The sequence below is a fragment of the Turicimonas sp. TL08 genome (assembly GCF_054660695.1).
This window is the reverse complement of sequence record NZ_BAAGDP010000009.1, coordinates 1-22,055: the sequence shown is the minus strand read 5'-3', so window position 1 is coordinate 22,055 and position 22,055 is coordinate 1. Positions and strand designations below refer to the sequence as shown.

The window sequence follows — 22,055 nt, the reverse complement described above, 5'->3', positions numbered from 1 at the left end:
TGTTATTTTTTGAATATTCTTTCTTTTTTACCTTGACGACTTCCATATAATTATCAACAACTAATTATCTTTTAAGGAATAAAAGAAATGGCAGATAATACTCAAACAAACGCTGAAGAAATCAAGCTTCCGGATCCAATCATTTTTACTGATGCTGCCAGCCTCAAAGTTAAAGAATTGATTGAAGAAGAAGGAAACCCTGATCTGAAATTAAGAGTTTTCGTCCAAGGCGGCGGATGCTCCGGTTTCCAATATGGCTTCACATTCGATGAAGAAATCAACGAAGACGATGCCACAATGGTAAAAAACGGCGTTACATTGCTCATCGACTCTATGAGCTATCAGTATCTTGTCGGCGCTGAAATCGACTACAAGGAAGACTTGGAAGGTGCTCAGTTCGTTATCAAGAACCCGAACGCCACCACAACTTGCAGCTGCGGCTCCAGCTTCTCCGTATAGTAGAGTTCAGAATTCACTTCAATCCCGTTCAATACACGTTGGACGGGATTTTTCTTTGCTTCCCCGGCTCTCTCTAGTGCGGATAAAGAGCTCCCAGAATTCTCGGTCCTTTTGCTCCCGTAACAGACGGCAAGTTGCCGGGCAATCTTTCCACGAATTGCTTTGCCAGCCATGCAAATGCCGCACCTTCAACATCTTGTGTACTAAGTCCAAGAATATCCGTTGGCTGTACGATTTTACCCGGCAGATACTTTTGCAAGTATTCCATTAAGAGCGGATTTCTGGCGCCTCCTCCGCAGGTAAAAACTTCCTTAGTCTCCGGCTGATATTTTTCGATGTCTTTTGCCACCGCTAACGCCGACAGAGCAGTTAAAGTGTGCTGCACGTCTTCCGGTTTCATTCCGGCACGAAGGTGCTTATTGAGCCATTTGAGGTTAAACAACTCTCGACCCGTACTTTTCGGACAAGATTGGCTGAAGTAAGGCTCCGAACTGTAAAGATAGCTGAGCCAACCTTCATCTAAGACCCCGGTTCTAGCCCATTTAGCATCTTTGTCATACGTAAAGCCTAAATTCTCTTTAACCCAAGCATCTAAAAGGATATTAGCCGGTCCGCAGTCAAAACCGAAAGTCTTCTCTTCTTCCCCTCTTCTTCTCAGGAAAGTGACATTGGCAATGCCTCCGAAATTTACAATTGCTCGAGGCTCATCAGAAGCAAAAACAGATGCATGAAAAGCCGGTACAAGCGGAGCGCCCTGTCCTCCCGCTGCAATATCCCGATTTCGAAAATCGATGATCGTGTCAATTTGCGTTAGTTCCGCCAGCAAAGCGCCGTTGATAAGCTGAGTTGTGGCTCCGTTTTGCGGGTTATGGCGGACGGTTTGTCCATGAGCCCCAATCGCTGTTATATGGGACGCAGACAAGTCCAAATCTTTCAGAAGAGCATGACAAGTCTCGGCGTAGATTTGTGCCAACTGATTGCCGGCAATTTGGCTGCGATTAATTTCATCCGGACCGGAAAAGCAAAGTGACAGCAAGAGCGTGCGCAGCTCTTCCGAGAGGTTCATTGACTTAGAACCGAGAACTTCAAGCCCCGTGTTCGATTCGAACCGTACGGCTACGGCATCCACTCCGTCCAGACTGGTGCCCGACATCATCCCGATATAAATGCTCATAAAAAACGAGACCTCCAAACGGAGGCCTTTATTAACTTTGACTCTTACTCTATAGAAACTGAAGAATTGGTGTTATGCGCCAAATGGAATTTTCCCAAGAGTGCCAGCTGACGTTTAATAGGAGAAATAGCCAAGTCGAACTCTTGCTTCACGGCTCCTTTGAGAGGCTCGCCCGTACGCAGATCAGCAGTCAAAGGATTAATCTGCTGTCCGTTGTGCTTAAGCTCATAGTGGAGATGAGAACCGGTAACCATTCCTGTTCTTCCCACGTAGCCGATGAGCTGACCTTTCTTAACTTGAACTCCTTCCTTCATACCGGGAGCATACTTGCTCATGTGCGCATAAATTGAAGAGTATCCGGATCCGTGATCAATCTCTAACCAGTAGCCGTAGCCTCTTCTTTGATAGCGCTTGGTAACGATCTTGCCGTCGCTGGAAGCATAAATTGGGGTTCCTGTCGGAGCTGCCAAATCAATTCCCCAGTGAGGACGAAGACGACCAGTCACGGGGTGCTTTCTAACACGGTTGAAAGTTGAAGTTAAACGAGCTTCGCAAGGCATGCGGAGGAATGTTTTTTCAACGCTTTCTCCATCTGCATTGAAGTAGCCTTTAAAGTTATCATTTTCAAACCAGTAGGCTTCAACCGTCTTGTCTTTTCCGAAGAATTCAAGAGCAAGCAGACGTCCCGGACCTAAATCCGCACCGTCAAGCTGTCTTCTTTCATAAATAACATTGAAAGAATCACCGTTAGCAACCTTCTTAACATCAAAAGAGTCGCCCAACTGTTCTTTGACCTGCTTCATAACCCCGGCAGGAATCTTCGCAGACTGAGCGGCACCGTCTAATGTACGTTCTACATAAGCGGAGGCGGCAACCGGCAAAGTCGTAAAAGCGCTGGTCTTGTTTTCATGAACAAACTTTGACTTGCCTGTGTTAGAACGGCTAATCTGAAAATAAGTAATATCTTCAGAAAGTGTGTCAATCGGTTTGAATAATTTAATTGCGATAACTTCACCCTTCTGAGTAAGTCGTGCCTGAATCAATCTTCCGGGGACTAATCTTGCGAAAGGATTTTCTTTAGGTTTGATGGAATTAACGTAACGTTTAAAAGTGTTATCTTTAATTCCTAATCTTTCAAAAATCTTGTTGCTGTTGTCCTTATTTCTAATGACAGTTTCAGCATAAACATGGTCCATCTCTCCGGCCCACTCTTGAATGAGGGCGCCGAGATCCACTTCTCCGGCCTTTTCAACAACTTTAGATGGTTGTGCAGTTTCTGCGGATATAGCCGAATGGGATGAATAAACCGTACAAGCTAACACTAAACAGCTTGTTCCTAACGCTTTCATCAGCATCTTAAAATTCATCATCACGGCTTATTCACTCACTAACAATTAATAAAAAATAACTCCCTTCCCTAGCCAGCAAATAGTAGACTTGTGTCAGATAAAATTACGGTTCGGATTGGAATAGGCCTGCTTCGAATTGAAGCGTCGCAATTATAGTAAATAATCGTTTTCCAGTCCCTTATAGATTACCTTAGCTTTTTTCAGGATGTTTCCAACAATGACTGATACAGTTCAAGAGAAAAAATTACCGGTCTCTCCTAAAGTCAAGAGCGCCATGGCCTTGATTAAGAGAGGAATTGACACGATGTTAATTGAGGAAGAGTTGGAACAAAAACTCGCCAGATCCGAGCTTACGGGAAAACCCCTGCGCATCAAATTAGGGTTAGATCCAACTGCTCCGGATATCCATATTGGGCACACAGTTGTTTTAAACAAGCTTCGTCAATTCCAAGATCTTGGTCACACCGTTATTTTCTTGATCGGTGACTTTACAAGTTCTATCGGCGATCCCTCCGGCAGAAATACGACTCGTCCGCCGCTCACACGCGAACAAATCGAAACTAATGCTAAGACTTATTTAGATCAGGCAACTTTGGTTTTGGATAAAAGCAAGACTGAGGTTCGATACAACTCTGAATGGACAAACAAACTCGGTGCCGACGGACTCATTAAATTAGCATCCCGCTACACCTTGGCTCGTCTTTTGGAGCGTGATGATTTTGCTAAGCGCTATGCAGAAAATGCCCCTATCGCCATGCATGAACTCATCTATCCATTGATGCAAGGTTATGACTCCGTTGCTTTGGAATCCGATGTTGAGCTTGGCGGTTCTGATCAGAGATTCAATCTTTTAGTCGGCCGCGAACTCCAGCGCCAATACGGTCAGGAGCCGCAATGCATCATCACAATGCCTCTTCTTGTCGGTCTTGACGGCGTCAACAAGATGAGCAAGTCCAAACACAACTACATCGGCATTACCGACGAACCAAATGAAATGTTCGGCAAGGTGATGTCTGTCTCCGATGATTTGATGTGGAATTGGTACGACCTTCTTTCTTTGAGAAGCAACGAAGAAATCGCTCAGTTCAAGAAAGAATGCGAAGAAGGCAGAAATCCCAGAGACATTAAAGTTCTTTTAGCCAAAGAAATCGTTGAGCGCTTCCACAGTAAAGAAGCTGCTGATGCCGCAGAACAAGAATTTATTAACCGCTTCAAGAAAGGCGCCGCTCCGGCCGATATGCCGGAAGTAACCGTCACAACAGATGCGGAAGAAACCTCTTTAGCCAAAGTTCTTAAAGAAGCCGGTTTGGTCCCGACTTCTTCCGAGGGCTACAGAAATATTGAACAAGGCGGTGTACACATTAACGGTGAAAAGATTGCCGACAAGACCTACAAACTTAAACCCGGTCAATACACCGTTCAGGTAGGCAAGCGCAAATGGGCCAAAATCACCTTGACTAAGGCCTAAGATGATTGCTCTTCTTCAGCGCGTGCTGGAAAGCAGCGTCAAAGTTGACGGCCAAACCACGGGAAGCATCGGAAAAGGCCTGCTTCTTCTTGTCTGCGCACAAAAGGACGATACTGCGGCAAATGCTAAAGCACTTGCCCAGAAAGTCCTTAAATTCCGAGTCTTCGAAGACGAAGCCGGCAAGATGAATTTAAGTGCCCTTGATACAAAAGCAGAAATTCTCGTGGTTTCTCAGTTCACGTTAGCCGCCGACACAAACAGCGGTAACCGTGCGAGCTTTACTCCCGCTGCAGAACCGGGCTTGGCAAAGGAGCTCTATGATCTCTTTACTGAAGAGATCAGAGCTTCCGGATTAAAGACAGAAACTGGAATTTTTGGTGCAGACATGAAAGTTTCTCTGATCAACGACGGTCCCGTAACTTTCTGGCTGCAGATTCCAAAAAACAAATAATGGGAGAAAAAATGGAAAGTATTTTTAGAGTTTGGAGCGATTCTTTCCCGGATGGGCAGAGAATCCCTGAAGGTTTTGCCTTTGCCAAAATTTCTAATGCTCCCGGCGAACACACCGTGCCCGCAGGCAACAGAAATCCGCAAATCGCTTGGTCTAACGCACCCGCAGGTACTAAGTCGTTAATCCTTCTCTGCACGGATCATGATGTCCCTGCCGATTTTTCATCGGCGAATAAAGAAGGCTGCACTATACCGGCAGATGCCCCGAGAACAGACTTCCATCACTGGATTTTGGTTGACATCTCTCCTGAGGAGTCCTGCATCGATCCCGGAACATTGTCTAAGGGCTTCGTTCCGCACGGAAAGAAAGGACCGGCTTGCGCAAATGGGATGCGGCAAGGTCTGAATGACTACACCCAAGCCTTTGCCGATGATCCGGAGATGAGAGGCAAGTATTACGGATACGACGGTCCATGTCCTCCGTGGAATGATCTGCGCCCGCACGGCTATGTCTTTACGGTCTATGCCGTGGATTTTCCGCTTTTGCCTTTGTCCGGTCCGTTTACTGCGGAAGACGTCCTTGAAGCCATGAAAGGCCACATCCTTGCTTCAGGCTCCGTCACCGGGATGTATTCTTTGAATCCCGAAGTGGCACACAAGCTTTAAGCAAAAATTATCCAAAAAAGCCGAGCAATATTGTCTCGGCTTTTTTGTGTTTGTACAAAATTAAGGAGCCAGGGCTATCTGTTCTAATCCGGTTGTCTCCGGCAACCCAAACAGAATATTCATTGCTTGAACTGCTTGGCCTGAAGAGCCTTTTACCAAGTTGTCTTCAACAACAAGGACAACCAATAAGTTTGGTTCTTTACGGTAAAGAGCAATACGAACATAGTTAGAGCCTCTTACCATACGAGTTTCGGGCAACGCCCCTTTAGGCATCACATCAACAAAGGGTTCTTTACCGTAGCGTTCTTCATAGAGCTTTTGGAAATCTTGTTCCATGCCCTTCTCAGTCAGTTGGACATAAATAGTGGAGAAGATTCCGCGAATCGTTGGAAGCAAATGAGGAATAAAGGTCAAAGAGACTTTTTCGCCGGCAAATTCACTCAACTGCTGAACAATCTCAGGAGAATGGCGGTGACCGCCTACTCCATAAGCCTTAAAGTTATCCGTTGCTTCTGCACAGAGCAAATTAACGGCTGCTTTTCTTCCTGCCCCGCTGATGCCGGATTTACTGTCGGCAATAATTGTTTGTTTAATATCAACTATATTGCCGACTTTCTTGTGGAGTTCGAGCAAAGGCAACAATCCTAATTGGATGGAAGTCGGATAGCAGCCTGCCATGCCCAATACCATTGCGTCTTTCATTTTGTCGCGCATGGTTTCGGGTTGCCCGTAAACGGCTTTTTTCAAAATATCCGGACAAGTGTGTTCCATCTTGTACCACTTCTTAAACTCTTCCGTGTCCTTGAGTCTGAAATCAGCTGCCAAATCGATGACCTTCACTCCGTTTTTGGTCAGCTCTTCAGCCATGGACATAGCAACCCCATGCGGTGTGGCAAAAAATACGACATCGCATTCCTTAAGAGGCGCTTCTTTCGGATCTTGGAAAACTAAGTCAACTCTTCCTCGAAGGGAAGGATACATATCTTCAACGCGGGTCCCTGCTTCGCCTCGGCTGGTGATGGTGACAATTTCTGCGTTCGGATGCTGCGTTAAGAGTCTGAGCAACTCAATACCTGTGTAACCGCTTCCGCCGACGATACCGACTTTAATTTTCTTCATTTTTGTTTACCGAATAAGTTAGAGTGGAATTTCAAATTGAGGACTGCCAAGAAATAAGTGTGAAGCAGCCTTGGCTTTTTTGCAAAAAATCCCGGGAAAACCTTGAGCCTCCCGGGATCTCGTTTAGAAGAATTTTACTTCTGAACAATGCCTTTTAATTCTCTTCTGAGAATCTTTCCTACAGGTGTCTTAGGAATTGAATCCACGAAGACGATTTCTTTCGGCATCTTGTATCCGGTCAGATTCTGGCGGCAATAAGCAATAACCTGTTCTTTAGTCAAAGAAGGATCCTGCTTAACAATGACTGCCTTAACCATTTCACCGGATTTTTCGCTTGGTACGCCGACAACGCCGCATTCAAGCACGCCGGGCATGCCTTGAAGGACAGATTCAATTTCGTTCGGATAAACATTAAATCCGGAAACAAGAATCATGTCTTTCTGACGGTCCGTAATTGTAATTCGACCGTTGGAATCCATATTACCGATATCGCCTGTTCGCAGCCAGCCGTCGCGAATAGTGGCGGCGGTTTCATCCGGTCTGTTCCAGTACCCTTTCATAACCTGCGGACCGCGAACGCAAATCTCACCGGTATGTTCTTGAATTTCGTTAGGTGTTGTCCAAGTTCCCAAATCTCTAAATCCTTCGCCGCGGATAGAGACTTCGGTTGATGGGAATGGGAAACCGACAGAGCCGTTCCAGGGTGTGTACATCGGATTAGCAGATACGCCCGGAGAAGCTTCGGTTAAGCCATAAGCTTCAATAATATGACCTTTTGTTGAGTCAAACCACGCTTCAGCTACCGGCTTCTGAACCTGAGTTCCGCCGCCGACGGTTAACTTCAGCATTGAGAAGTCAAGATTCTTGAATTCCGGCACTCGCAGAAGACCGTTAAATAAGGTGTTGACGCCGCAGATAACGGTAAATTTGTTCTTTGCCCATTCTTTGACTAATCCCTTCATGTCTCGCGGATTAGTGATGAGAACGCACTTGGCACCCCATTGAAGGAAACTGCACATCGCGGTTAAAGAGAAAATGTGGTAGAGCGGAAGAGCGACCATCACAACTTCTTCTCTCTTCTTAAATTCTTTGGAGATCCAAATTCCGGTCTGCATCATGTTGGCCAGCACATTGCGGTGTGTCAGCATAGCGCCTTTAGAAACACCCGTAGTTCCGCCTGTGTACTGAAGGAAGGCAACATCGTCAGATTTAATTTCAACCGGTTTATATCCTTTGGAAGCCCCGATGCTCAAAGCCTGGTTGAATTCCACGGCATCCGGAAGATTAAACGGAGGAATCATCTTCTTAATGTTCTTCAGAACAAAGTTGATGATTTGTTTTTTCGGGAAAGATAAAAGGTCACCGACTTTGGTGGTAACGACATGCTTAACAGGACTGTCGGAAGCAACTTTTTCGAAAGTCTTAGCAAAGTTCTCGATGATGACAAGAACCTTAGCGCCGGAGTCTTTTAAGGTGCCGTTTAATTCTCTGCCTGTATAGAGCGGATTGACATTAACTACAATCATTCCGGCTTTCAAAATACCGAACAAAGTGACGGGATACTGCATCAGATTCGGCATCATTACGGCAACTCTGTCACCTTTTTCGACTCCTTCTAAACTCTGAAGATAAGCTGCAAAAGCAGAACTTTTTTCATCGAGCTCTTTATAAGACATAGTGCAGCCGAAATTTTGAAATGCCCGGATGTTGCCATACTCTTCAGCAATTTTTTCTTCAAAATCGGGCAAAGAAGAATAAATATCGGGATTGATCGTCGCCGGTACCCCTTCAGGATAGTTTTTGATCCAAGGGAACTCTTTTTGTTCTGTCATATCAAATCCAAAAATAAAAACGAAAACTCATTAAATTAAAAACCTTTGGCTTTTTCAGGCACAAAGGTTTCTCTTCTTCTACGACTGTTCTGCCAATTTTCCGATATGCTCAGCATATCTCTTGACATCGTCCCAATCCGTAAAGTCAATACACATTGTCGGATCTGTCGGCCCATTAGTAATCTTCATGATGAGCTGAATGCATTTCTTGTCAAAGAAATTGAGATTCGGATAGTCAATCTTGCCGGCAAAGCACTTCAGATCTTTAGGACGCCAAGGAGAGCGCGTCAAAAAGTTCTGCATGTATCTATTGCCTTCAACCGTCGCTTTAAACGGAGAACGTGCAACTACAGTCACGTTAAACATCGCATTCGGTTTTCTGTCCAAACGGGTGCAGTTATTACGGACAAATTCATAAACGTTCGGGTGGTAGGTTCCGTAAAGAACCGGAAAACCGCAAAGCACAAAATCGTATTTGTCCCAATCTACTCCTTCCAAAAGTGCCTCGCTAACGGGCATTACCGTCACGTTGTGGCCCATTTCTTTCAAATGGTCTTCGATAGTTCTGACCATCCTTGCGGTATGACCTTTACGAGAGTAGTAGACAATCAATATATTTTTCATTTAATTCTCCGAAAGGGAGCGATGTTTCGTCAGCTAAAAGAAAACTGAATCAGCTAATAATAAGCCGTCATCCGCAGTTTTTCTTCAATTTCCAATCAACAATTTTAGCAAGAATGTTTTTTTTGAGCTCTCCAATTCTTAAAAAGAGTAAAAGTGTGCAGGAATCAAGCATTTGTGGAGTACAATCCACTCACTTTATTTATAGGACTACAAGCTTAATTTATGGCAAAAGAAGATTTACTTGAAATGATTGGTGTCATCACGGAAGTTCTCCCTGATGCTCGTTATCGTGTGACACTTGAAAATGGTCACGAACTCATCGGTTATGCAAACGGTAAGATGAGAAAACACCACATCCGTATCCTTGCCGGCGACAAAGTAGCTGTAGAAATGTCCCCATATGATTTGACTAAAGGCCGAATCACTTACCGCTATATTGAAGGCCGTCCGCAATCAACAACTTCTGCTACTTCTAAGAAGAAATAAGAGTCTCTTAGAAAGCAAATCGACAAAAGCCTGCCGTTTGTGAGCAGGCTTTTTTCATATGAAAAAAGCCTTACGGGAAATTGAATCCGTAAGGCTTATTAACAGGAAATGAAAGGAAAGGGAAACTACTAGACAATAAACCGCATAATCAACATACCGATGACAGACATCAAAATACTGTTGAGCATAAGAAGTGGCCAATATTTTTTAGGCACTTCCGCAACACCTAACAAACGGCCCATGTACTGAATCTGGGAAGCCATCAACAGAAGAGCCGGAGACATAATAGTGATGGCGGTACCGTCCAAAGTCCCGGAAGCAAGCAAGCTCGCGGCAACACCGACACCGGCACCGCAGGACAACCAAGTGGCGCAAAGTACGGTAATTGCTTGGCCGGGAAGATCAAAGATCCCCATAACGGGACCGCAAACCTTGCCTAAGAAGGCCATAACACCGAATAAATCCAAGATGTAGGCCAAAACGAAAGCCATTAAAACATTGGGCAGGAGGTTGTTAATAGCAACGTTGAACCCTTTTCTCAATCCGATGATGAAAATATCAAACGGATTCTTTGTCTGGACTGTTGGCATTGCGTTACTCATTTTGGAAATCCTTCTTATAGAAAGTTGTAAGACAAACTCTGACAAAGACACCGCCGACAAATTTCAGGCAGAACATCACAACAAGCGGAATCCATACAGGGACGAGGAAGGCAAAGAACAAAGCGGAAGCGATAGAGAAGTAGTTGTTGACCAACCCTGCACCAGCGTACTGCCATGCACTCATCACAACCAAATTCTTCTTATCGATCTTGCCGGTATCCAACAAACCTTTTGTTAAAGCAGCACCAGCATCGGTACTTTGCAAGTCAGTAATCAAAGCCAAACCGGTCACGCCTGGAACGCCAAGAATAGGCTTGAGCAGAGGCGTCATCAATTTTTGAGCAGCTTTTAAGGCTCCGTAGTAAGAAAGAACTTCCAGAAGGCCTAAAGCAAGCATCACACCCGGCACCAAAGAGAGAGCGAAAAGGAAACCGGCACGAGCACTCACGCCGCCGCTGCCGACAAAGGAGGAAGCTCCGGAAATAGAGCCAAATTTGCCGATCAACGTTGTGAAGTCAAATGCTCCTAGCCAGCGATAGGCTTCAGGCATTTTGTAGAAAACTCCTGAAAAGAAACAGACCGCAAAAAAGAGAGAGACGTATGCGCCGACTCCGACTTTTTCTTCTTCCAAAGTGGCTTGTCCCTGTTGTTCAGGCACTTGGGGAGTTGAAAGAACATTAGAAACCATTTGATAAACCTGTAAAGATTTGTTAATCACAAATTCATTATATTTGTAAATAATTTGTAATTTTTAATTTTTATTTAAGTATCAACCCTGATATAGGAAACGATTAATTAGTTTTTGATCTATTTGTTAATTTTTATGTCATTATAAATATGTAGTTGATAACCCTAATTGTTTTCTGAATATCAGGAGAAAATCATGCAAGTCCTCATTAACGAAACTGGTGAAAGACGCTCTCTCAACATGATTGACTGGATGGACGAAAAAGACTATTCAGAAGCTCTGACCATGGCTGTTTCCAGCCCCGGCACCTTCGTCTTTGATCCGGAGCAAAATCTTTATTGTTGCTCAAGAGCCACCTGGGAATGGTGGAGAAGTTTCCTCTCTGGCCACACCCGTTATCCAGAAGCTAAAGCCGCTCTCTCTGCTTAAGCTTCATTCCGATTAAGCCTGTCTCGGCTGAAGTTCTCTCTCTTCGGCCGAGCTATTTCAACCACAACAAACAAACCATATTTCGACGCAAACCAACTTCATTTTTCCTTCAAGGAGCAACAGATTACAAGGCATTAAAGACTTCGTTATTTCGATTTTTATGCCGATTTTGATTGTTTTAAATAGATCGTTACTGGGAACTCCTAATCTGTAACGGTCTTATGGGAGGAATTCTCATGAGTACTGAGAATAGAGGAAGCTGGTTTGGGAAAAACCTAAATTCATCTTCGAATACACCAACAACATTAAGCGGTTGGTGGATATTCGGTCTGTGTGTAGCAATGATTGTAGGTTTCACTACACTCATCACTCTGACTTGCCGCGCCTACGTCGACAAACCGCCAATTCCTGAACAAGTCGTTGATACGAGCGGAAATACTGTTTTCACCGGCTCCGATATCCGTCAAGGACAAGAGATTTTCTTGAGCAAAGGCCTCATGAGCAACGGAACTGTCTGGGGACACGGCTCGTACCTCGGTCCTGACTTTTCGGCTCTTACACTGCACCGTATGGGCGAACAGGCCCGAAACGATTATGCTGCCGAATTCAACAAATCCTATAAAAAGCTATCTGCAGAACAAAAAGGTGCCGTAGATGCTAAGGTCATCGAAACGTTAAAAACCAATCGATACAACTCAACTCAGTCCGTCCTGACTCTTACCGATTCTCAAGTTCGCGCCTATCAAGCTGAACCGGCTCATTGGGCAGAGTACTTCAGTAATCCGGGCAAGAACGGCGGTTTAAAACCAAACACCATTACGGATCCCGACGAGCTCAAAAAACTAAGCGCTTATTTCACTTGGATGGCATGGGCGAGCGCGGCCAATCGCCCGGGCGAAAGCTACTCGTACACAAACAATTTTCCGTATGACCCGACAGTCGGTAATACGCCGACTACCGTTGCATTCGTGAGCATCCTTTTCCTCTTGGGCGGCATCGGCCTAACCTTGTTCATCATTGGACGCCATCCTGAATGGGATTGGCATTCGGCACAAAACGGCACCGCACCTTGGCTGCCTGCGCAGATGACATCTCCGAGTCAAAAGGCGCTCGTAAAATTCGTTGTGTTTGTCGCATTCCTCTTCATCATGCAATGCCTTGTCGGAGGCGGCGTCGCCCATATGCGTGCAGATCCAACGAATTTCTACGGAATTAATTTGGCGGAATACTTTCCAAGTTCGTTATTAAGAACTTTTCACTTGCAGGCGATGATTTTCTGGCTTGCTACCGGTTTTGCTACCGGCGGCTTATTCCTCCCGAGAATCCTCGGAGGCAAAGAAATGCCCGGCCAAGCACCTTTGACGAACATTCTTTTTGCAGCCTTAGCCATGGTTGTCTTCGGCAGTGTACTGAGCGAATGGGGCGGACTGTCCGGGCTATGGGACGGAATGACATTCTGGCTCGGCAGCCAAGGTTGGGAATATCTCGAAATCGGACGTGCATGGCAGTGGCTTCTCATTGTCGGTTTGCTGTTCTGGTTCTTCCTTGTCGTGCGCAACACCGTTCCGGCCTTGAAGAGACCTCCGGTCAGAAAGCTTTCGATTATGTTCTTGATCGCCGCTTTCTCCATTCCATTCTTCTATTTGCCGGCGGTTTTCTTCGATAACACCACCAACTACACAATCGTCGATACATGGCGTTTTTGGATCATTCACTTGTGGGTTGAGGGATTCTTTGAACTCTTTGCCACCACCATGGTCGCTCTGACTTTCATTGAGTTAGGCCTGGTCTCTAAGCAAATGGGTTTGCGTCTAATTTTCCTGGATGCTATCTTGATTTTCATGGGTGGGATCATCGGAACCGGCCATCACTGGTACTTCTCCGGCATGACTCAGCCGAACATGATGCTTTCTTCCTGCTTCTCTGCACTGGAAGTTGTTCCTCTGGTCGTTCTATGTGTTGAAGCCTGGTCATTCCGCAAAACCGCACTTCTCGGCCCGGATCAGACAATGGCTAAGAAGTTCTACTGGCCACTTATGTTCATGTTAGGCGTGGGCTTCTGGAACTTTATCGGAGCCGGTGTCCTGGGCTTCCTCATCAATATGCCGATTGTGAGTTACTTTGAAGTCGGGACTTATCTGACGCCGAACCATGGTCATGCCGCTATGTTCGGTGTATTCGGAATGCTTTCCTTGGCACTGTGCTTGATGGTTCTCAGAGAATCCGCTTCAGATGAAGTTTGGGCAAAAGCGGAAAAATGGATCAAATGTTCCTTCTGGGGATTGAATATCGGACTTATGCTGATGCTCGTTCTGAGTCTTATGCCAGCGGGATTCCTCCAGCTTTGGGACGTATTCAGCAACGGTTACTGGCATGCCAGAAGCGTGGAATTCACCAACTCCGGACTTCTTTCCTTCTTCGGCTACTTCAGAATGCCGGGTGACTTGGTATTCATTTTCTTCGGAGCTATTCCATTCTTTGTGGCGAGCTGGAAGGTCTGGAAAGGCAACGCTCGAACTTCTACAAACTAGTTTTCTCGTCAAAATCAAACGGTCCGAACATTTCTGCTGGACCGTTGGATTTGACGTTCTGTCAAAAATCAACCGGCCGCGAAGGCCGGTCAAATCACTCTTCTAACTTATTAGATAAGTGTTAAGAAGCGAGAGATCATGCGGATACGTTCTTCGACTGTATCCAATCTCAAGTATTCTCTATCGCAGTGGAATTCCGCACCGGCTGGGCCGCATCCGTCGATAACGGGAATATTCATTTCCGCCATGTGGTTGCCGTCGGAAGCTCCGCCAGCATCAACCCATTTAACGTCGACACCTTCGAGCTTGCCAGCTTCAGTAATCTGGCTAACCAATTCTTTGGTGTTTTCAGACAACGGCATAGCAGGAATATGGCTGACGCGTACGAGTTCCTGAGTAACTCTCGGAGCCCATGTGCACTTAGCCATGTTATTGAGGGCTTCATCAATGAGTTTGTCGCATTCCGGATTCCAGTAACGAACGTCGAGCTTGACAACGCATTTATCAGAAATAACGTTGGAAGCAGAACCGCCCTGGATCACGCCTGGGTTAACTGTAGTACCGACTTCATAATCAGCCAGACCGTAAGCAGCTAATGCAAATCTCATTGCAGCAACGTTAGCGTTTGCTCCTTTGTACGGTGCGTTGCCGGCATGTGAACCAACGCCATGGAATGTAACTTCGTAAGTAGCGGAACCTTTTCTGGAACGAACTAATTCGCCGCCTGCACGAGCTGCTTCGAAGACGAGTGCGCGTTTGGACTTAGCTGCCAAAGAAGCAAGCCACTTGGCGGAGTTCTTAGAACCTGTTTCTTCGTCCGGGTTCAAAGCAACGGCGATAGCCAATCTTTGAAGATCTTCCGGTCTTGCATTCTTTAAAGCATAGAAGATAGCCAAAACACCGCTCTTGCAGTCAGAGCATCCAGGACCATATGCTGTGTCGCCTTTCATGGAGAATGGACGTGCGGCAGCTGTTCCGTCAGGGAATACTGTGTCCATGTGAGCATTCATAAGAACATCGTATTCTTTTGCATCAGGTTTGTTTGTTGCAAAAAGACCTTTACCGGCGTTAGGACCGAGATCTACTAGTTCTGCATGGAATCCGATGGATTCATAATGCTTCTTCATCATTTCGGCAATAGCTGTGACGCCAGCGACATTGCTTGTACCGCAATCGATGTTAACAAGAGGCTTTAAATCTTCGATAAAGGATTCAAGGACTGTCATGAAAATCTTCCTGTTAAAAGATATTGAGAAGCGAGAATAATTCTTGGTCATTCCCGAAAATTGCTCAAAATTGTAGGAGGCTCCTCAAGAATAAGATATAAGTACTAACACGAACAACAGATCAGTCCTCGTACTCAAGTTATCTCAGTGAGTCACTACTGACTGTCTCAATACCTTTGTCCTTCCACTGCTGCTTAGCAGCCTCCATGGAACCGCCGACATTAATACCGCGGCAAGCATCTTCGATAATAAAAGTTTTAAAACCCTCTTTAACGGCATCCAAAGCGGACCAAGAAACACAGAAATCGGTTGCCAAACCGCATAAGAAAACTTCCGTGATGCCCTGGTCTCTCAGCCAATCCGCAAGAATTGTTTTTGATTTTCCGTCTGCTTCAAAGAATGCGGAATAACTATCTACTTCCGGGTTAGTGCCTTTACGAACATTGAATTCAGTGCCTTTAACCTCAAGTGCTTCGGCAAGTTCGGCCCCTTTGCTGTTCTGTACACAATGAACAGGCCACAGCACTTGCTGCCCGTAAGGCATCGTCGTCACATCATATGGTTTTTTATCTTCGTGATTTGAAGCAAAAGATTTGTGCTCGGCCGGATGCCAATCTTGGGTTAAAACAACCGTTTGGAATAACGGCATCACTTTATTGATAACAGGAATTACTTGGGACCCCTCCGGGACGGGAAGAGAGCCTGTTTCCAGAAAATCATTCTGAACATCAACAACAATGAGGGCTTGATTTTTATTCATTTCCAATCCATCCATATATCTGATCAACAACGCCTTTTACAGAACCGCTCTTGACTTGATAAGCACTCTGTCCGAATTCGATGTATGCCAAATCCATGCTGCCGGATTCTTCCGCTTTTTTAAATATATCTTTGAGAGCAAACCACTGATAAGGAAAGTCCAGAACCGGAAGTTCGTTTTCTTGGATAGCTTCTAAAATTCCTGTGTACAAACTTCTTGCAGGTCTTCCCATCGCAAAAGAATTTACTTCAGAGGCACCGTCAGAAAAATAAGAAAGCGGAATTCTCCAAGATTGGGGAAATGTAGATTCAGCTGTATTGATAAGACCGTCTGAAATCACGATGCCTGAGGCCCCCAACTGCAGGGCAGCTTTAACAGCATCTTCGGAAAGTAGAGATGCATCCGCTACAAATGGAATTTTTAAAGCGCGGTTCAATTCCGAAAAGTAAGTCAAAGAGTCAATTGCCGAAGCACCGGCAGAAGATTCGCAAAAGGATCGAAGGCCCGGAGCAGCCCAACCCTGAGCCAAGATAGTTTTAACACCGCTAGCAACTAAAACTTTAGAGTCTTTTAAATTGGATGCGACTCCGTAAATCCTCACGTCCTTCTCTTCCAAGGCCTCCATGTACGGTTCACGTAGTCCTCCAAGACAGACGCCTAAGATTTCGATATCTAAATCCAAGATCTTTTTGAACTGGGCCTCAAAATCAATTCCTTTCGGAACTTCAGGATCCTCGAGTCCCAGATCTTCTCTGACCGGTCTCAGAGCCTTATTAAGAAGCTTGAACTTCTTTTCATCAAAAGCCGTTTTCTGCTCCGGAAATATTTCCACTGCAAAAGGCTTATCCGTGAGCTCTCTGATCCTCGCGACGTTTTCTTCTAATTCTTCAGGAGTCATCAAACCGGCAGATAACACACCTAACGCACCGCTGTTGCTCGCCTGAGCAATAAGTTCCGGAGTTTGCCAGCAAAAACTCGGACGGCAAAAAATAGGCTTTTCTATTCCGAAGTACCACTGAACTCTTTCGATTTGGTTTTGGTGAATTTGAGAACTCAATTGATCCTCTGCGTAAAGGTATTCAAAAAATGAAAATATACCTCGAATCCTTGTCCTAGAACTTAACAAGGCATCTTAACCAGACCGTCCCATAAAGCACCGTTCCTAAGAATGGGGATGCAAGGGCCTAATCTAAGTCTTTTCGGTCAGACGTATTGTTCCATGTACTCTTTGAAATTTGAAATGGCAGCTCCCCCACAACCTGCAGCGAAATAAGAAGAAAACAAGAGAACGTTTCCGGTAATTGACTACGAAAGATGGAATACAGCTTTTTTCGAATAAGAACGCACGATAGTCCTTTCAGATAATTAACCCAACAATATAGAGACCTTAGACGCGAAAGTAATTAACAAATAAACGTGATCTTTTTTTGAGCATCAAACTCTACAAGATGAGTTTCAAAATCATCACAAACTGAGGGAAAAATTCAACTCTTCTTTAAATTACGTGTTGGAGATCGGAGACTATCGGTGTCGTGGAAGATATAAATGCATTAAGCCGTAAGACAGCCGGCTAGCCTGTGAAATGAACAGTGCTGTAAGGCCGTACTCGTCGAGACCTTCTACAACTATAGGCCTCTGTTGTAGTGGTGGTAGGAATCCATTTTCGTTTACGAAGCGAAGGAGGTCAATCTTGCTCCTCTATCAGAGAGTGTTCAATGCCTTTTCCAGCATTTAAAGCTTGCATGCCGCGACGAAGATGTCTTATGTTTGAATCTGAATAAAAAGGATCGGCGGAAACTTCAAACGGAATACGCTTCTCTCGAGTTACCGTTTTAGCAAAAATTGTAAATGCTGCAGTCAAGGTTAGTCCCATGTCAGAGCAGACTTGTTCCATATTGTTTTTTAAATCACGATCCATTCGAAAATTAACATTGCACATCTGAGACATTTTTCCCTCTTCTTAATTTCTACTTTATAGTTTCATATCTTATAAAGAATAAATACAATAATATCATTACAATATCATTATTCTAATAGATTTTTTACCCCTCTACTGCCAAGTTGTTTATCAATTTTTGACGCGAACGCTTGGTACTTCACTGAATGCAAAATCGTTTGTAAAAATAGCTGCCATTCGTAGTAAGAAGCGGACCTTTGCTGTGTGTGCTCCATGCTTTTTGTAGCTTATATGCTACAATTTTATCTATGATGCAAATTATCTAATCGTCTTCGTTTGATTCGTGGTTTGAACAATTCAAAGCCCCCGTAACTCAAGGCGCATCGCTGACCGATTAAGCAGGGTGATCCCAGTTAACTTTGGAAATAAGAAATCTGTCGGTGAAGATGTTTCTAAGATGCGCCGGAAATTCAGCTCCAGCTACAGGATTTGCTAAGCAATTTGCAATGAAATAGTTGTATTTCTCCTTGCCGGTGAGTATGAATCCAGTCAACGAGAAGACATTCCAAAAGCAAAAGAATTAATAAAGGAATTGCCATGACCAGTAGATTTTCGCCCTTTGATCCAGCTGAGTACTTAAAAAGGGATGAAGCGGTTCTTGCTTTTCTCTCTGAAGCTTTTTCCAGTCGTGATGCCCAGCATATTGCCGATGCAATCGGAATTGCGGCTAAAGCCAAAGGCATGAGCGAAATCGCTCGCCAGACCTCTTTAAGCCGAGAAAGCCTGTACCGTTCCTTAAGTAACAGGGGCAATCCCACGCTTCAAACAGTTATCGCTGTACTTAACACTTTAGGAATTGACCTCACAGTCTGCGCTCAACATTCTTCTACCAGCGGAGATTGACAACCATCCATTTCGCCTTATCAACAAGTTTCGACATTTGTCTTCCACAAAATAGAAGACGCCAAGTGTCTTAAATTGAGGATTAAGATTGTTATGGAGAGACCGGATGTAAGAAAATTACAATTGCATTTTTAGGCTTAAGAAAGCAACGGCATGGCAGCAAAAAACAAAAAACTTTATTTCATCATCGGCACGACAGTGATGACTCTGATCATCCTCTCGCTGATTGCGGTGGCCATTATTGCCAGCCCTAATTTCTTTCGGCCTAAAACCTATGCCGAGACCTACTTTACGGAATCCGTCAACGGGTTAGACGTGGGAGCCGCGGTTAAATTCAGAGGCGTTCCGGTAGGAAAGGTCACAGAAATCGATTTATCTTCGACTGTTTATCCTGAGAATCATATCTTTTTATTTTCTAAGAATAAGTCTGTGGCCGTCGTTAAGATGCTTCTCTATTTTGATGAAGGGCAAGTAAAACAGGATCTGCACAAATATATTGAAGAAGGGTTAAGAGCTCAGACTCAATTATCCGGACTGACGGGCACTCTTTACATATCTCTGGATTTTCTTAATCCTAAAGAATTTCCTGCCCCGGACAAACCTCCCGTCTGGGAAGCCAACTATTTGGTGATTCCCTCCGCACCAAGTCTTACTACTCAAATTACAGAAAGCGTTAGTTCATTCTTGTCTCGCTTAGACAAGATCCATCCGGATCAAAAAATTATGGAAACGATTCCTAATGCAAAGGAATTAATTGCTAACTTGGATAGAATTGCCGATGGTTTGAATGCTCATACGCTCAATCTTGTTTTAACGAACTTCGATAAGCTGCTTAAAACAGCATCCAATAAAATCTCTGATTTAGACGTCAAAACTCTGAAATCTCTCATTGCTCAGCTCGATTCCACGGCGGCCGATCTCGATAAACAAGTAGGTACATCCAATATTGATAAGTTAATGAACGATATTAATTCGCTTTCGGCTAAGTTCGATGCAATGGCCAAAAACAATCAGTACGATGTACGAGCTTTAATGCTGTCTCTGCTTCAAGTAACGCAGAATCTTGATCAATTAACCGGTCAATTGGCCACCGACCCGTCTAGTCTTGTCAGACCTAGACCCGGCGTTCCACGTGTGGAGTAAAAAAAATAGCCGATCGTGGAGACGACCGGCGTAATAACCCATTTCAACTACCAAGCTACGTTATTCTCAAAACAATAACAACTTTATGCCTGTAGCGTTGGTGTAATTTTGCTATATTTCCATCAATTCGTAAATTGCAATTATGCCCTTTTGGATTGCACAAAATGGAAATAAAAGTTAAGTCAATCAAGCTATTTTGCTCCATCGTTGAAACTGGCTCGCTCATTGCAGCTGCAAATAAAAATTTATTATCAGCTCCGGCTGCCAGCCGGGTTCTTTCTCAATTAGAAGATAGGCTTGGGTTCAAACTTTTTCACCGCACCAACCGTAATTTGTCTTTAACGGAAGAAGGCGCAGACTTTTACCGTATCGCCATGGAGTCGGTGCGTGCCTGGAAACATTTGGAAGACTATCCGATAAGACGAAGCCACCATAAGAGAATACTGCGTGTGGCTCTTTTAGCAAGACATACCAGCGACGTGACCCTGCCGGCTGTTGTCAAAATTTTAAAGAAGCATGAGGAGCACCTGAGGGTCACGATTGACGTCCATGCAAGCCGGGACATCTATTATTCCAAATACTCTCATCCCTTTGATGTGGGGTTCGGGATTCTTTTATCCGACCATGACGACTTAGTCAAAGTAAATTTGGCAAACCTTCCTTTCTGTCTGGTTATGTCTAAAGAGAATCCTTTAAGCAACCGCAAAATTTTGAAACCTGCCGATTTTGCAAGAGAACGTTTTATTGTTTTGTCCCGCGATATTAAAGAAAGAAATGCCTGCGGCCCCCTCCTCGGGAACATTGACGAAAATCAAATCGTCGGCGAAGTATCCTCCACACAAGTTGCTATTCGAATGACACGCAAAAACGTGGGAGTTCACTTAACGGATGTTTTAGCCGCCGTTAAAGTCAGTGACGACTGTGCCGCCATTCCGGTAGCCGATCCGCTGACAATTCCTTTCAGCGTTTTCTGGCCGAAAAGCTCCACTGCTCTCTCCCCCGAAGCCATCGAATGCATTGCTGAAATCGTCAATAACATTCAGCAGTTGGGCATTGAAGTTACGGAAGACGGGCAGAGCTTTTTACAAGGAAAAGTACCCGAAAAATATCTGGAAGCGACTCAATAAACCTATCCAACGTTTGGAATTCTATAATTCAAAATTTGTGTACTTAGAACAAAGTTGAGGAGAGATCATTGACTGCAAACCGAGTAGTTGTTGGGTTATCCGGAGGCGTAGACTCGTCGGTGACAGCTTACCTTCTTAAACAGCAAGGATATGAAGTCATCGGTCTTTTCATGAAAAACTGGGAAGACGATGATGACAGCGAATACTGTTCATCCAGACAGGATCTTATCGATGCCGCTGCGGCAGCCGATGTCATCGGAATCGAACTAGAGGCCGTTAATTTCGCCAAAGAGTACAAAGAAAGAGTGTTCTCCATTTTCTTGGAGGAATACCGAGCCGGCCGTACACCTAACCCCGATATTCTGTGCAACTCAGAAATCAAATTCAAATCCTTCTTGGATTACGCCCTGAAGATGGGTGCAGAAAAGATTGCAACGGGCCACTACGCTCGTGTTAGAGAAAATAACGGTCTTTTCGAATTACTCAAAGGAGTAGATCCGGCAAAAGATCAAAGCTATTTTCTCCACAGGCTCAACCAGCATCAACTCTCCAAATCTTTATTCCCAATCGGCGGCTACTGCAAGACTGAGATTCGCAAAATCGCCGCGGAAATCGGACTGCCAAACGCCCGTAAAAAAGACAGCACGGGAATCTGTTTTATCGGAGAAAGACCCTTCAGAGAGTTCCTTCACCGTTATTTGAGCAACAAACCGGGCCCAATTAAAACCCCGGACGGAAAGGTTGTGGGAGAGCATATCGGTTTGTCCTACTACACCCTTGGTCAAAGAAAAGGAATTGGAATCGGCGGTACAAAAGATTCCAATGGAGAACCTTGGTTTGCAGCGAGAAAAGACATCAAGGAAAACACGCTTTATGTAGTTCAGGGTCATGACCATCCTTGGCTGCAATCCATGACTTTAAAGGCGAGCGATCCGAATTGGATTCTCGGCACGCCCCCTGCTGCAGGAAGCCAGCTCTCTGTTAAAACACGCTACAGAATGCCCGATGAGCCCTGCGAGATTATTTCAGCAGATGAAAACTCTTTATTCTTAGCCAGTAAAGAGCCGATGTGGGCCGTCACTCCAGGTCAAAGCGCGGTCCTCTATAACGGGGATGTATGCT

General features: G+C 44.8%; 22 protein-coding genes. 11 read left to right on the top strand and 11 right to left on the bottom strand.

Annotated elements, in window-relative coordinates; genetic code table 11:
• Positions 1–87 precede the first annotated feature (87 nt).
• Entirely contained in the window at positions 88–459 is a 372-nt protein-coding gene (erpA, locus tag ACYQ4O_RS06025; RefSeq protein ID WP_066595251.1) for an iron-sulfur cluster insertion protein ErpA, read from the top strand.
• A 73-nt stretch (positions 460–532) separates the two neighbouring features.
• On the opposite strand, the gene ACYQ4O_RS06020 is transcribed toward erpA, so the two are convergent.
• Positions 533–1,633 carry an anhydro-N-acetylmuramic acid kinase gene (locus tag ACYQ4O_RS06020; protein ID WP_460175062.1) on the bottom strand — a complete coding sequence of 367 codons (1,101 nt, stop codon included), beginning with the start codon at positions 1,631–1,633 and terminating at the stop codon, positions 533–535.
• A gap of 44 nt (positions 1,634–1,677) precedes the next feature.
• Complete coding sequence (locus ACYQ4O_RS06015; protein WP_460175061.1) at positions 1,678–3,000, bottom strand: peptidoglycan DD-metalloendopeptidase family protein; 1,323 nt, start codon at positions 2,998–3,000, stop codon at positions 1,678–1,680.
• A gap of 199 nt (positions 3,001–3,199) precedes the next feature.
• On the opposite strand from ACYQ4O_RS06015, the gene tyrS reads away from it, so the two are divergent.
• From tyrS to ACYQ4O_RS06000, 3 genes are read left to right on the top strand one after another with little or no spacing between them, the layout of a single operon-like run.
• Positions 3,200–4,450 carry a tyrosine--tRNA ligase gene (gene tyrS, locus ACYQ4O_RS06010; RefSeq protein ID WP_460175060.1) on the top strand — a complete coding sequence of 417 codons (1,251 nt, stop codon included), beginning with the start codon at positions 3,200–3,202 and terminating at the stop codon, positions 4,448–4,450.
• A gap of 1 nt (position 4,451) precedes the next feature.
• Positions 4,452–4,901 (top strand): D-aminoacyl-tRNA deacylase, encoded by a 450-nt coding sequence (gene dtd, locus ACYQ4O_RS06005; protein WP_460175059.1) that lies wholly within the window; start codon positions 4,452–4,454, stop codon positions 4,899–4,901.
• Positions 4,902–4,912: 11 nt separating this feature from the next.
• Positions 4,913–5,566: a YbhB/YbcL family Raf kinase inhibitor-like protein gene (locus ACYQ4O_RS06000; protein WP_460175058.1), complete on the top strand. Its 654-nt coding sequence runs from the start codon at positions 4,913–4,915 to the stop codon at positions 5,564–5,566.
• A 60-nt stretch (positions 5,567–5,626) separates the two neighbouring features.
• On the opposite strand, the gene argC is transcribed toward ACYQ4O_RS06000, so the two are convergent.
• From argC to hemG, 3 genes are all read right to left on the bottom strand, one after another.
• Positions 5,627–6,685 carry an N-acetyl-gamma-glutamyl-phosphate reductase gene (gene argC, locus ACYQ4O_RS05995; protein ID WP_460175057.1) on the bottom strand — a complete coding sequence of 353 codons (1,059 nt, stop codon included), beginning with the start codon at positions 6,683–6,685 and terminating at the stop codon, positions 5,627–5,629.
• Positions 6,686–6,819: 134 nt separating this feature from the next.
• Positions 6,820–8,517 (bottom strand): AMP-binding protein, encoded by a 1,698-nt coding sequence (locus ACYQ4O_RS05990; protein ID WP_460175056.1) that lies wholly within the window; start codon positions 8,515–8,517, stop codon positions 6,820–6,822.
• 78 nt (positions 8,518–8,595) lie between these two features.
• Positions 8,596–9,141, bottom strand: coding sequence for a menaquinone-dependent protoporphyrinogen IX dehydrogenase (gene hemG / locus ACYQ4O_RS05985; RefSeq protein ID WP_066595264.1), 546 nt, complete (start codon positions 9,139–9,141; stop codon positions 8,596–8,598).
• A 222-nt stretch (positions 9,142–9,363) separates the two neighbouring features.
• Here hemG and infA point away from each other — a divergent pair, with 222 nt between their 5' ends.
• Complete coding sequence (gene infA, locus ACYQ4O_RS05980) at positions 9,364–9,627, top strand: translation initiation factor IF-1 (protein WP_066595266.1); 264 nt, start codon at positions 9,364–9,366, stop codon at positions 9,625–9,627.
• 128 nt (positions 9,628–9,755) lie between these two features.
• Here infA and ACYQ4O_RS05975 read toward each other — a convergent pair whose 3' ends face one another.
• Positions 9,756–10,229 (bottom strand): YjiG family protein, encoded by a 474-nt coding sequence (locus ACYQ4O_RS05975; protein WP_066595267.1) that lies wholly within the window; start codon positions 10,227–10,229, stop codon positions 9,756–9,758.
• On the bottom strand, positions 10,222–10,917 hold the full coding sequence (locus ACYQ4O_RS05970) for a nucleoside recognition domain-containing protein (RefSeq protein WP_460175055.1): 696 nt from the start codon (positions 10,915–10,917) through the stop codon (positions 10,222–10,224). Before ACYQ4O_RS05970 ends, ACYQ4O_RS05975 begins: the two co-directional genes overlap by 8 nt.
• A 195-nt stretch (positions 10,918–11,112) precedes the next feature.
• On the opposite strand from ACYQ4O_RS05970, the gene ACYQ4O_RS05965 reads away from it, so the two are divergent.
• Entirely contained in the window at positions 11,113–11,346 is a 234-nt protein-coding gene (locus ACYQ4O_RS05965; RefSeq protein ID WP_308514117.1) for a hypothetical protein, read from the top strand.
• Positions 11,347–11,582: 236 nt separating this feature from the next.
• The gene (locus ACYQ4O_RS05960) at positions 11,583–13,877 is read left to right on the top strand and encodes a nitric-oxide reductase large subunit (protein WP_460175054.1); all 2,295 of its coding nucleotides are present in this window, start codon (positions 11,583–11,585) and stop codon (positions 13,875–13,877) included.
• Between the two features lie 110 nt (positions 13,878–13,987).
• Here ACYQ4O_RS05960 and ACYQ4O_RS05955 read toward each other — a convergent pair whose 3' ends face one another.
• The 4 genes from ACYQ4O_RS05955 to ACYQ4O_RS05940 all read right to left on the bottom strand — a co-directional run bounded on the left by ACYQ4O_RS05955 (position 13,988) and on the right by ACYQ4O_RS05940 (position 17,802).
• A complete protein-coding gene (locus ACYQ4O_RS05955; protein WP_460175053.1) occupies positions 13,988–15,103 on the bottom strand; it encodes a M20 family metallopeptidase in 1,116 nt (371 codons plus the stop codon).
• A 139-nt stretch (positions 15,104–15,242) separates the two neighbouring features.
• On the bottom strand, positions 15,243–15,863 hold the full coding sequence (gene pncA / locus ACYQ4O_RS05950) for a bifunctional nicotinamidase/pyrazinamidase (RefSeq protein WP_460175052.1): 621 nt from the start codon (positions 15,861–15,863) through the stop codon (positions 15,243–15,245).
• Complete coding sequence (locus ACYQ4O_RS05945) at positions 15,856–16,920, bottom strand: nitronate monooxygenase (RefSeq protein ID WP_460175051.1); 1,065 nt, start codon at positions 16,918–16,920, stop codon at positions 15,856–15,858. The genes pncA and ACYQ4O_RS05945 overlap by 8 nt, the downstream gene beginning before the upstream one ends.
• Before the next feature lie 627 nt (positions 16,921–17,547).
• Complete coding sequence (locus tag ACYQ4O_RS05940; RefSeq protein WP_460175119.1) at positions 17,548–17,802, bottom strand: type II toxin-antitoxin system RelB/DinJ family antitoxin; 255 nt, start codon at positions 17,800–17,802, stop codon at positions 17,548–17,550.
• Positions 17,803–18,357: 555 nt separating this feature from the next.
• On the opposite strand from ACYQ4O_RS05940, the gene ACYQ4O_RS05935 reads away from it, so the two are divergent.
• The 4 genes from ACYQ4O_RS05935 to mnmA all read left to right on the top strand — a co-directional run.
• Positions 18,358–18,663: an addiction module antidote protein gene (locus tag ACYQ4O_RS05935; RefSeq protein WP_460175050.1), complete on the top strand. Its 306-nt coding sequence runs from the start codon at positions 18,358–18,360 to the stop codon at positions 18,661–18,663.
• A gap of 153 nt (positions 18,664–18,816) precedes the next feature.
• Positions 18,817–19,806 (top strand): MlaD family protein, encoded by a 990-nt coding sequence (locus tag ACYQ4O_RS05930; RefSeq protein WP_460175049.1) that lies wholly within the window; start codon positions 18,817–18,819, stop codon positions 19,804–19,806.
• Between the two features lie 164 nt (positions 19,807–19,970).
• The gene (locus ACYQ4O_RS05925; protein WP_308514122.1) at positions 19,971–20,933 is read left to right on the top strand and encodes a LysR family transcriptional regulator; all 963 of its coding nucleotides are present in this window, start codon (positions 19,971–19,973) and stop codon (positions 20,931–20,933) included.
• A 68-nt stretch (positions 20,934–21,001) separates the two neighbouring features.
• On the top strand, positions 21,002–22,055 hold a 1,054-nt coding region (gene mnmA / locus ACYQ4O_RS05920; protein WP_460175048.1), incomplete at its 3' end, for a tRNA 2-thiouridine(34) synthase MnmA.

Coding starts and splice junctions, on each gene's coding strand:
- erpA (WP_066595251.1), top strand. CDS start 88: ATGGCAGATAATACTCAAACAAACGCTGAAGAAATCAAGCTTCCGGAT.
- ACYQ4O_RS06020 (WP_460175062.1), bottom strand. CDS start 1,633: ATGAGCATTTATATCGGGATGATGTCGGGCACCAGTCTGGACGGAGTG.
- ACYQ4O_RS06015 (WP_460175061.1), bottom strand. CDS start 3,000: ATGAATTTTAAGATGCTGATGAAAGCGTTAGGAACAAGCTGTTTAGTG.
- tyrS (WP_460175060.1), top strand. CDS start 3,200: ATGACTGATACAGTTCAAGAGAAAAAATTACCGGTCTCTCCTAAAGTC.
- dtd (WP_460175059.1), top strand. CDS start 4,452: ATGATTGCTCTTCTTCAGCGCGTGCTGGAAAGCAGCGTCAAAGTTGAC.
- ACYQ4O_RS06000 (WP_460175058.1), top strand. CDS start 4,913: ATGGAAAGTATTTTTAGAGTTTGGAGCGATTCTTTCCCGGATGGGCAG.
- argC (WP_460175057.1), bottom strand. CDS start 6,685: ATGAAGAAAATTAAAGTCGGTATCGTCGGCGGAAGCGGTTACACAGGT.
- ACYQ4O_RS05990 (WP_460175056.1), bottom strand. CDS start 8,517: ATGACAGAACAAAAAGAGTTCCCTTGGATCAAAAACTATCCTGAAGGG.
- hemG (WP_066595264.1), bottom strand. CDS start 9,141: ATGAAAAATATATTGATTGTCTACTACTCTCGTAAAGGTCATACCGCA.
- infA (WP_066595266.1), top strand. CDS start 9,364: ATGGCAAAAGAAGATTTACTTGAAATGATTGGTGTCATCACGGAAGTT.
- ACYQ4O_RS05975 (WP_066595267.1), bottom strand. CDS start 10,229: ATGAGTAACGCAATGCCAACAGTCCAGACAAAGAATCCGTTTGATATT.
- ACYQ4O_RS05970 (WP_460175055.1), bottom strand. CDS start 10,917: ATGGTTTCTAATGTTCTTTCAACTCCCCAAGTGCCTGAACAACAGGGA.
- ACYQ4O_RS05965 (WP_308514117.1), top strand. CDS start 11,113: ATGCAAGTCCTCATTAACGAAACTGGTGAAAGACGCTCTCTCAACATG.
- ACYQ4O_RS05960 (WP_460175054.1), top strand. CDS start 11,583: ATGAGTACTGAGAATAGAGGAAGCTGGTTTGGGAAAAACCTAAATTCA.
- ACYQ4O_RS05955 (WP_460175053.1), bottom strand. CDS start 15,103: ATGACAGTCCTTGAATCCTTTATCGAAGATTTAAAGCCTCTTGTTAAC.
- pncA (WP_460175052.1), bottom strand. CDS start 15,863: ATGAATAAAAATCAAGCCCTCATTGTTGTTGATGTTCAGAATGATTTT.
- ACYQ4O_RS05940 (WP_460175119.1), bottom strand. CDS start 17,802: ATGTGCAATGTTAATTTTCGAATGGATCGTGATTTAAAAAACAATATG.
- ACYQ4O_RS05935 (WP_460175050.1), top strand. CDS start 18,358: ATGACCAGTAGATTTTCGCCCTTTGATCCAGCTGAGTACTTAAAAAGG.
- ACYQ4O_RS05930 (WP_460175049.1), top strand. CDS start 18,817: ATGGCAGCAAAAAACAAAAAACTTTATTTCATCATCGGCACGACAGTG.
- ACYQ4O_RS05925 (WP_308514122.1), top strand. CDS start 19,971: ATGGAAATAAAAGTTAAGTCAATCAAGCTATTTTGCTCCATCGTTGAA.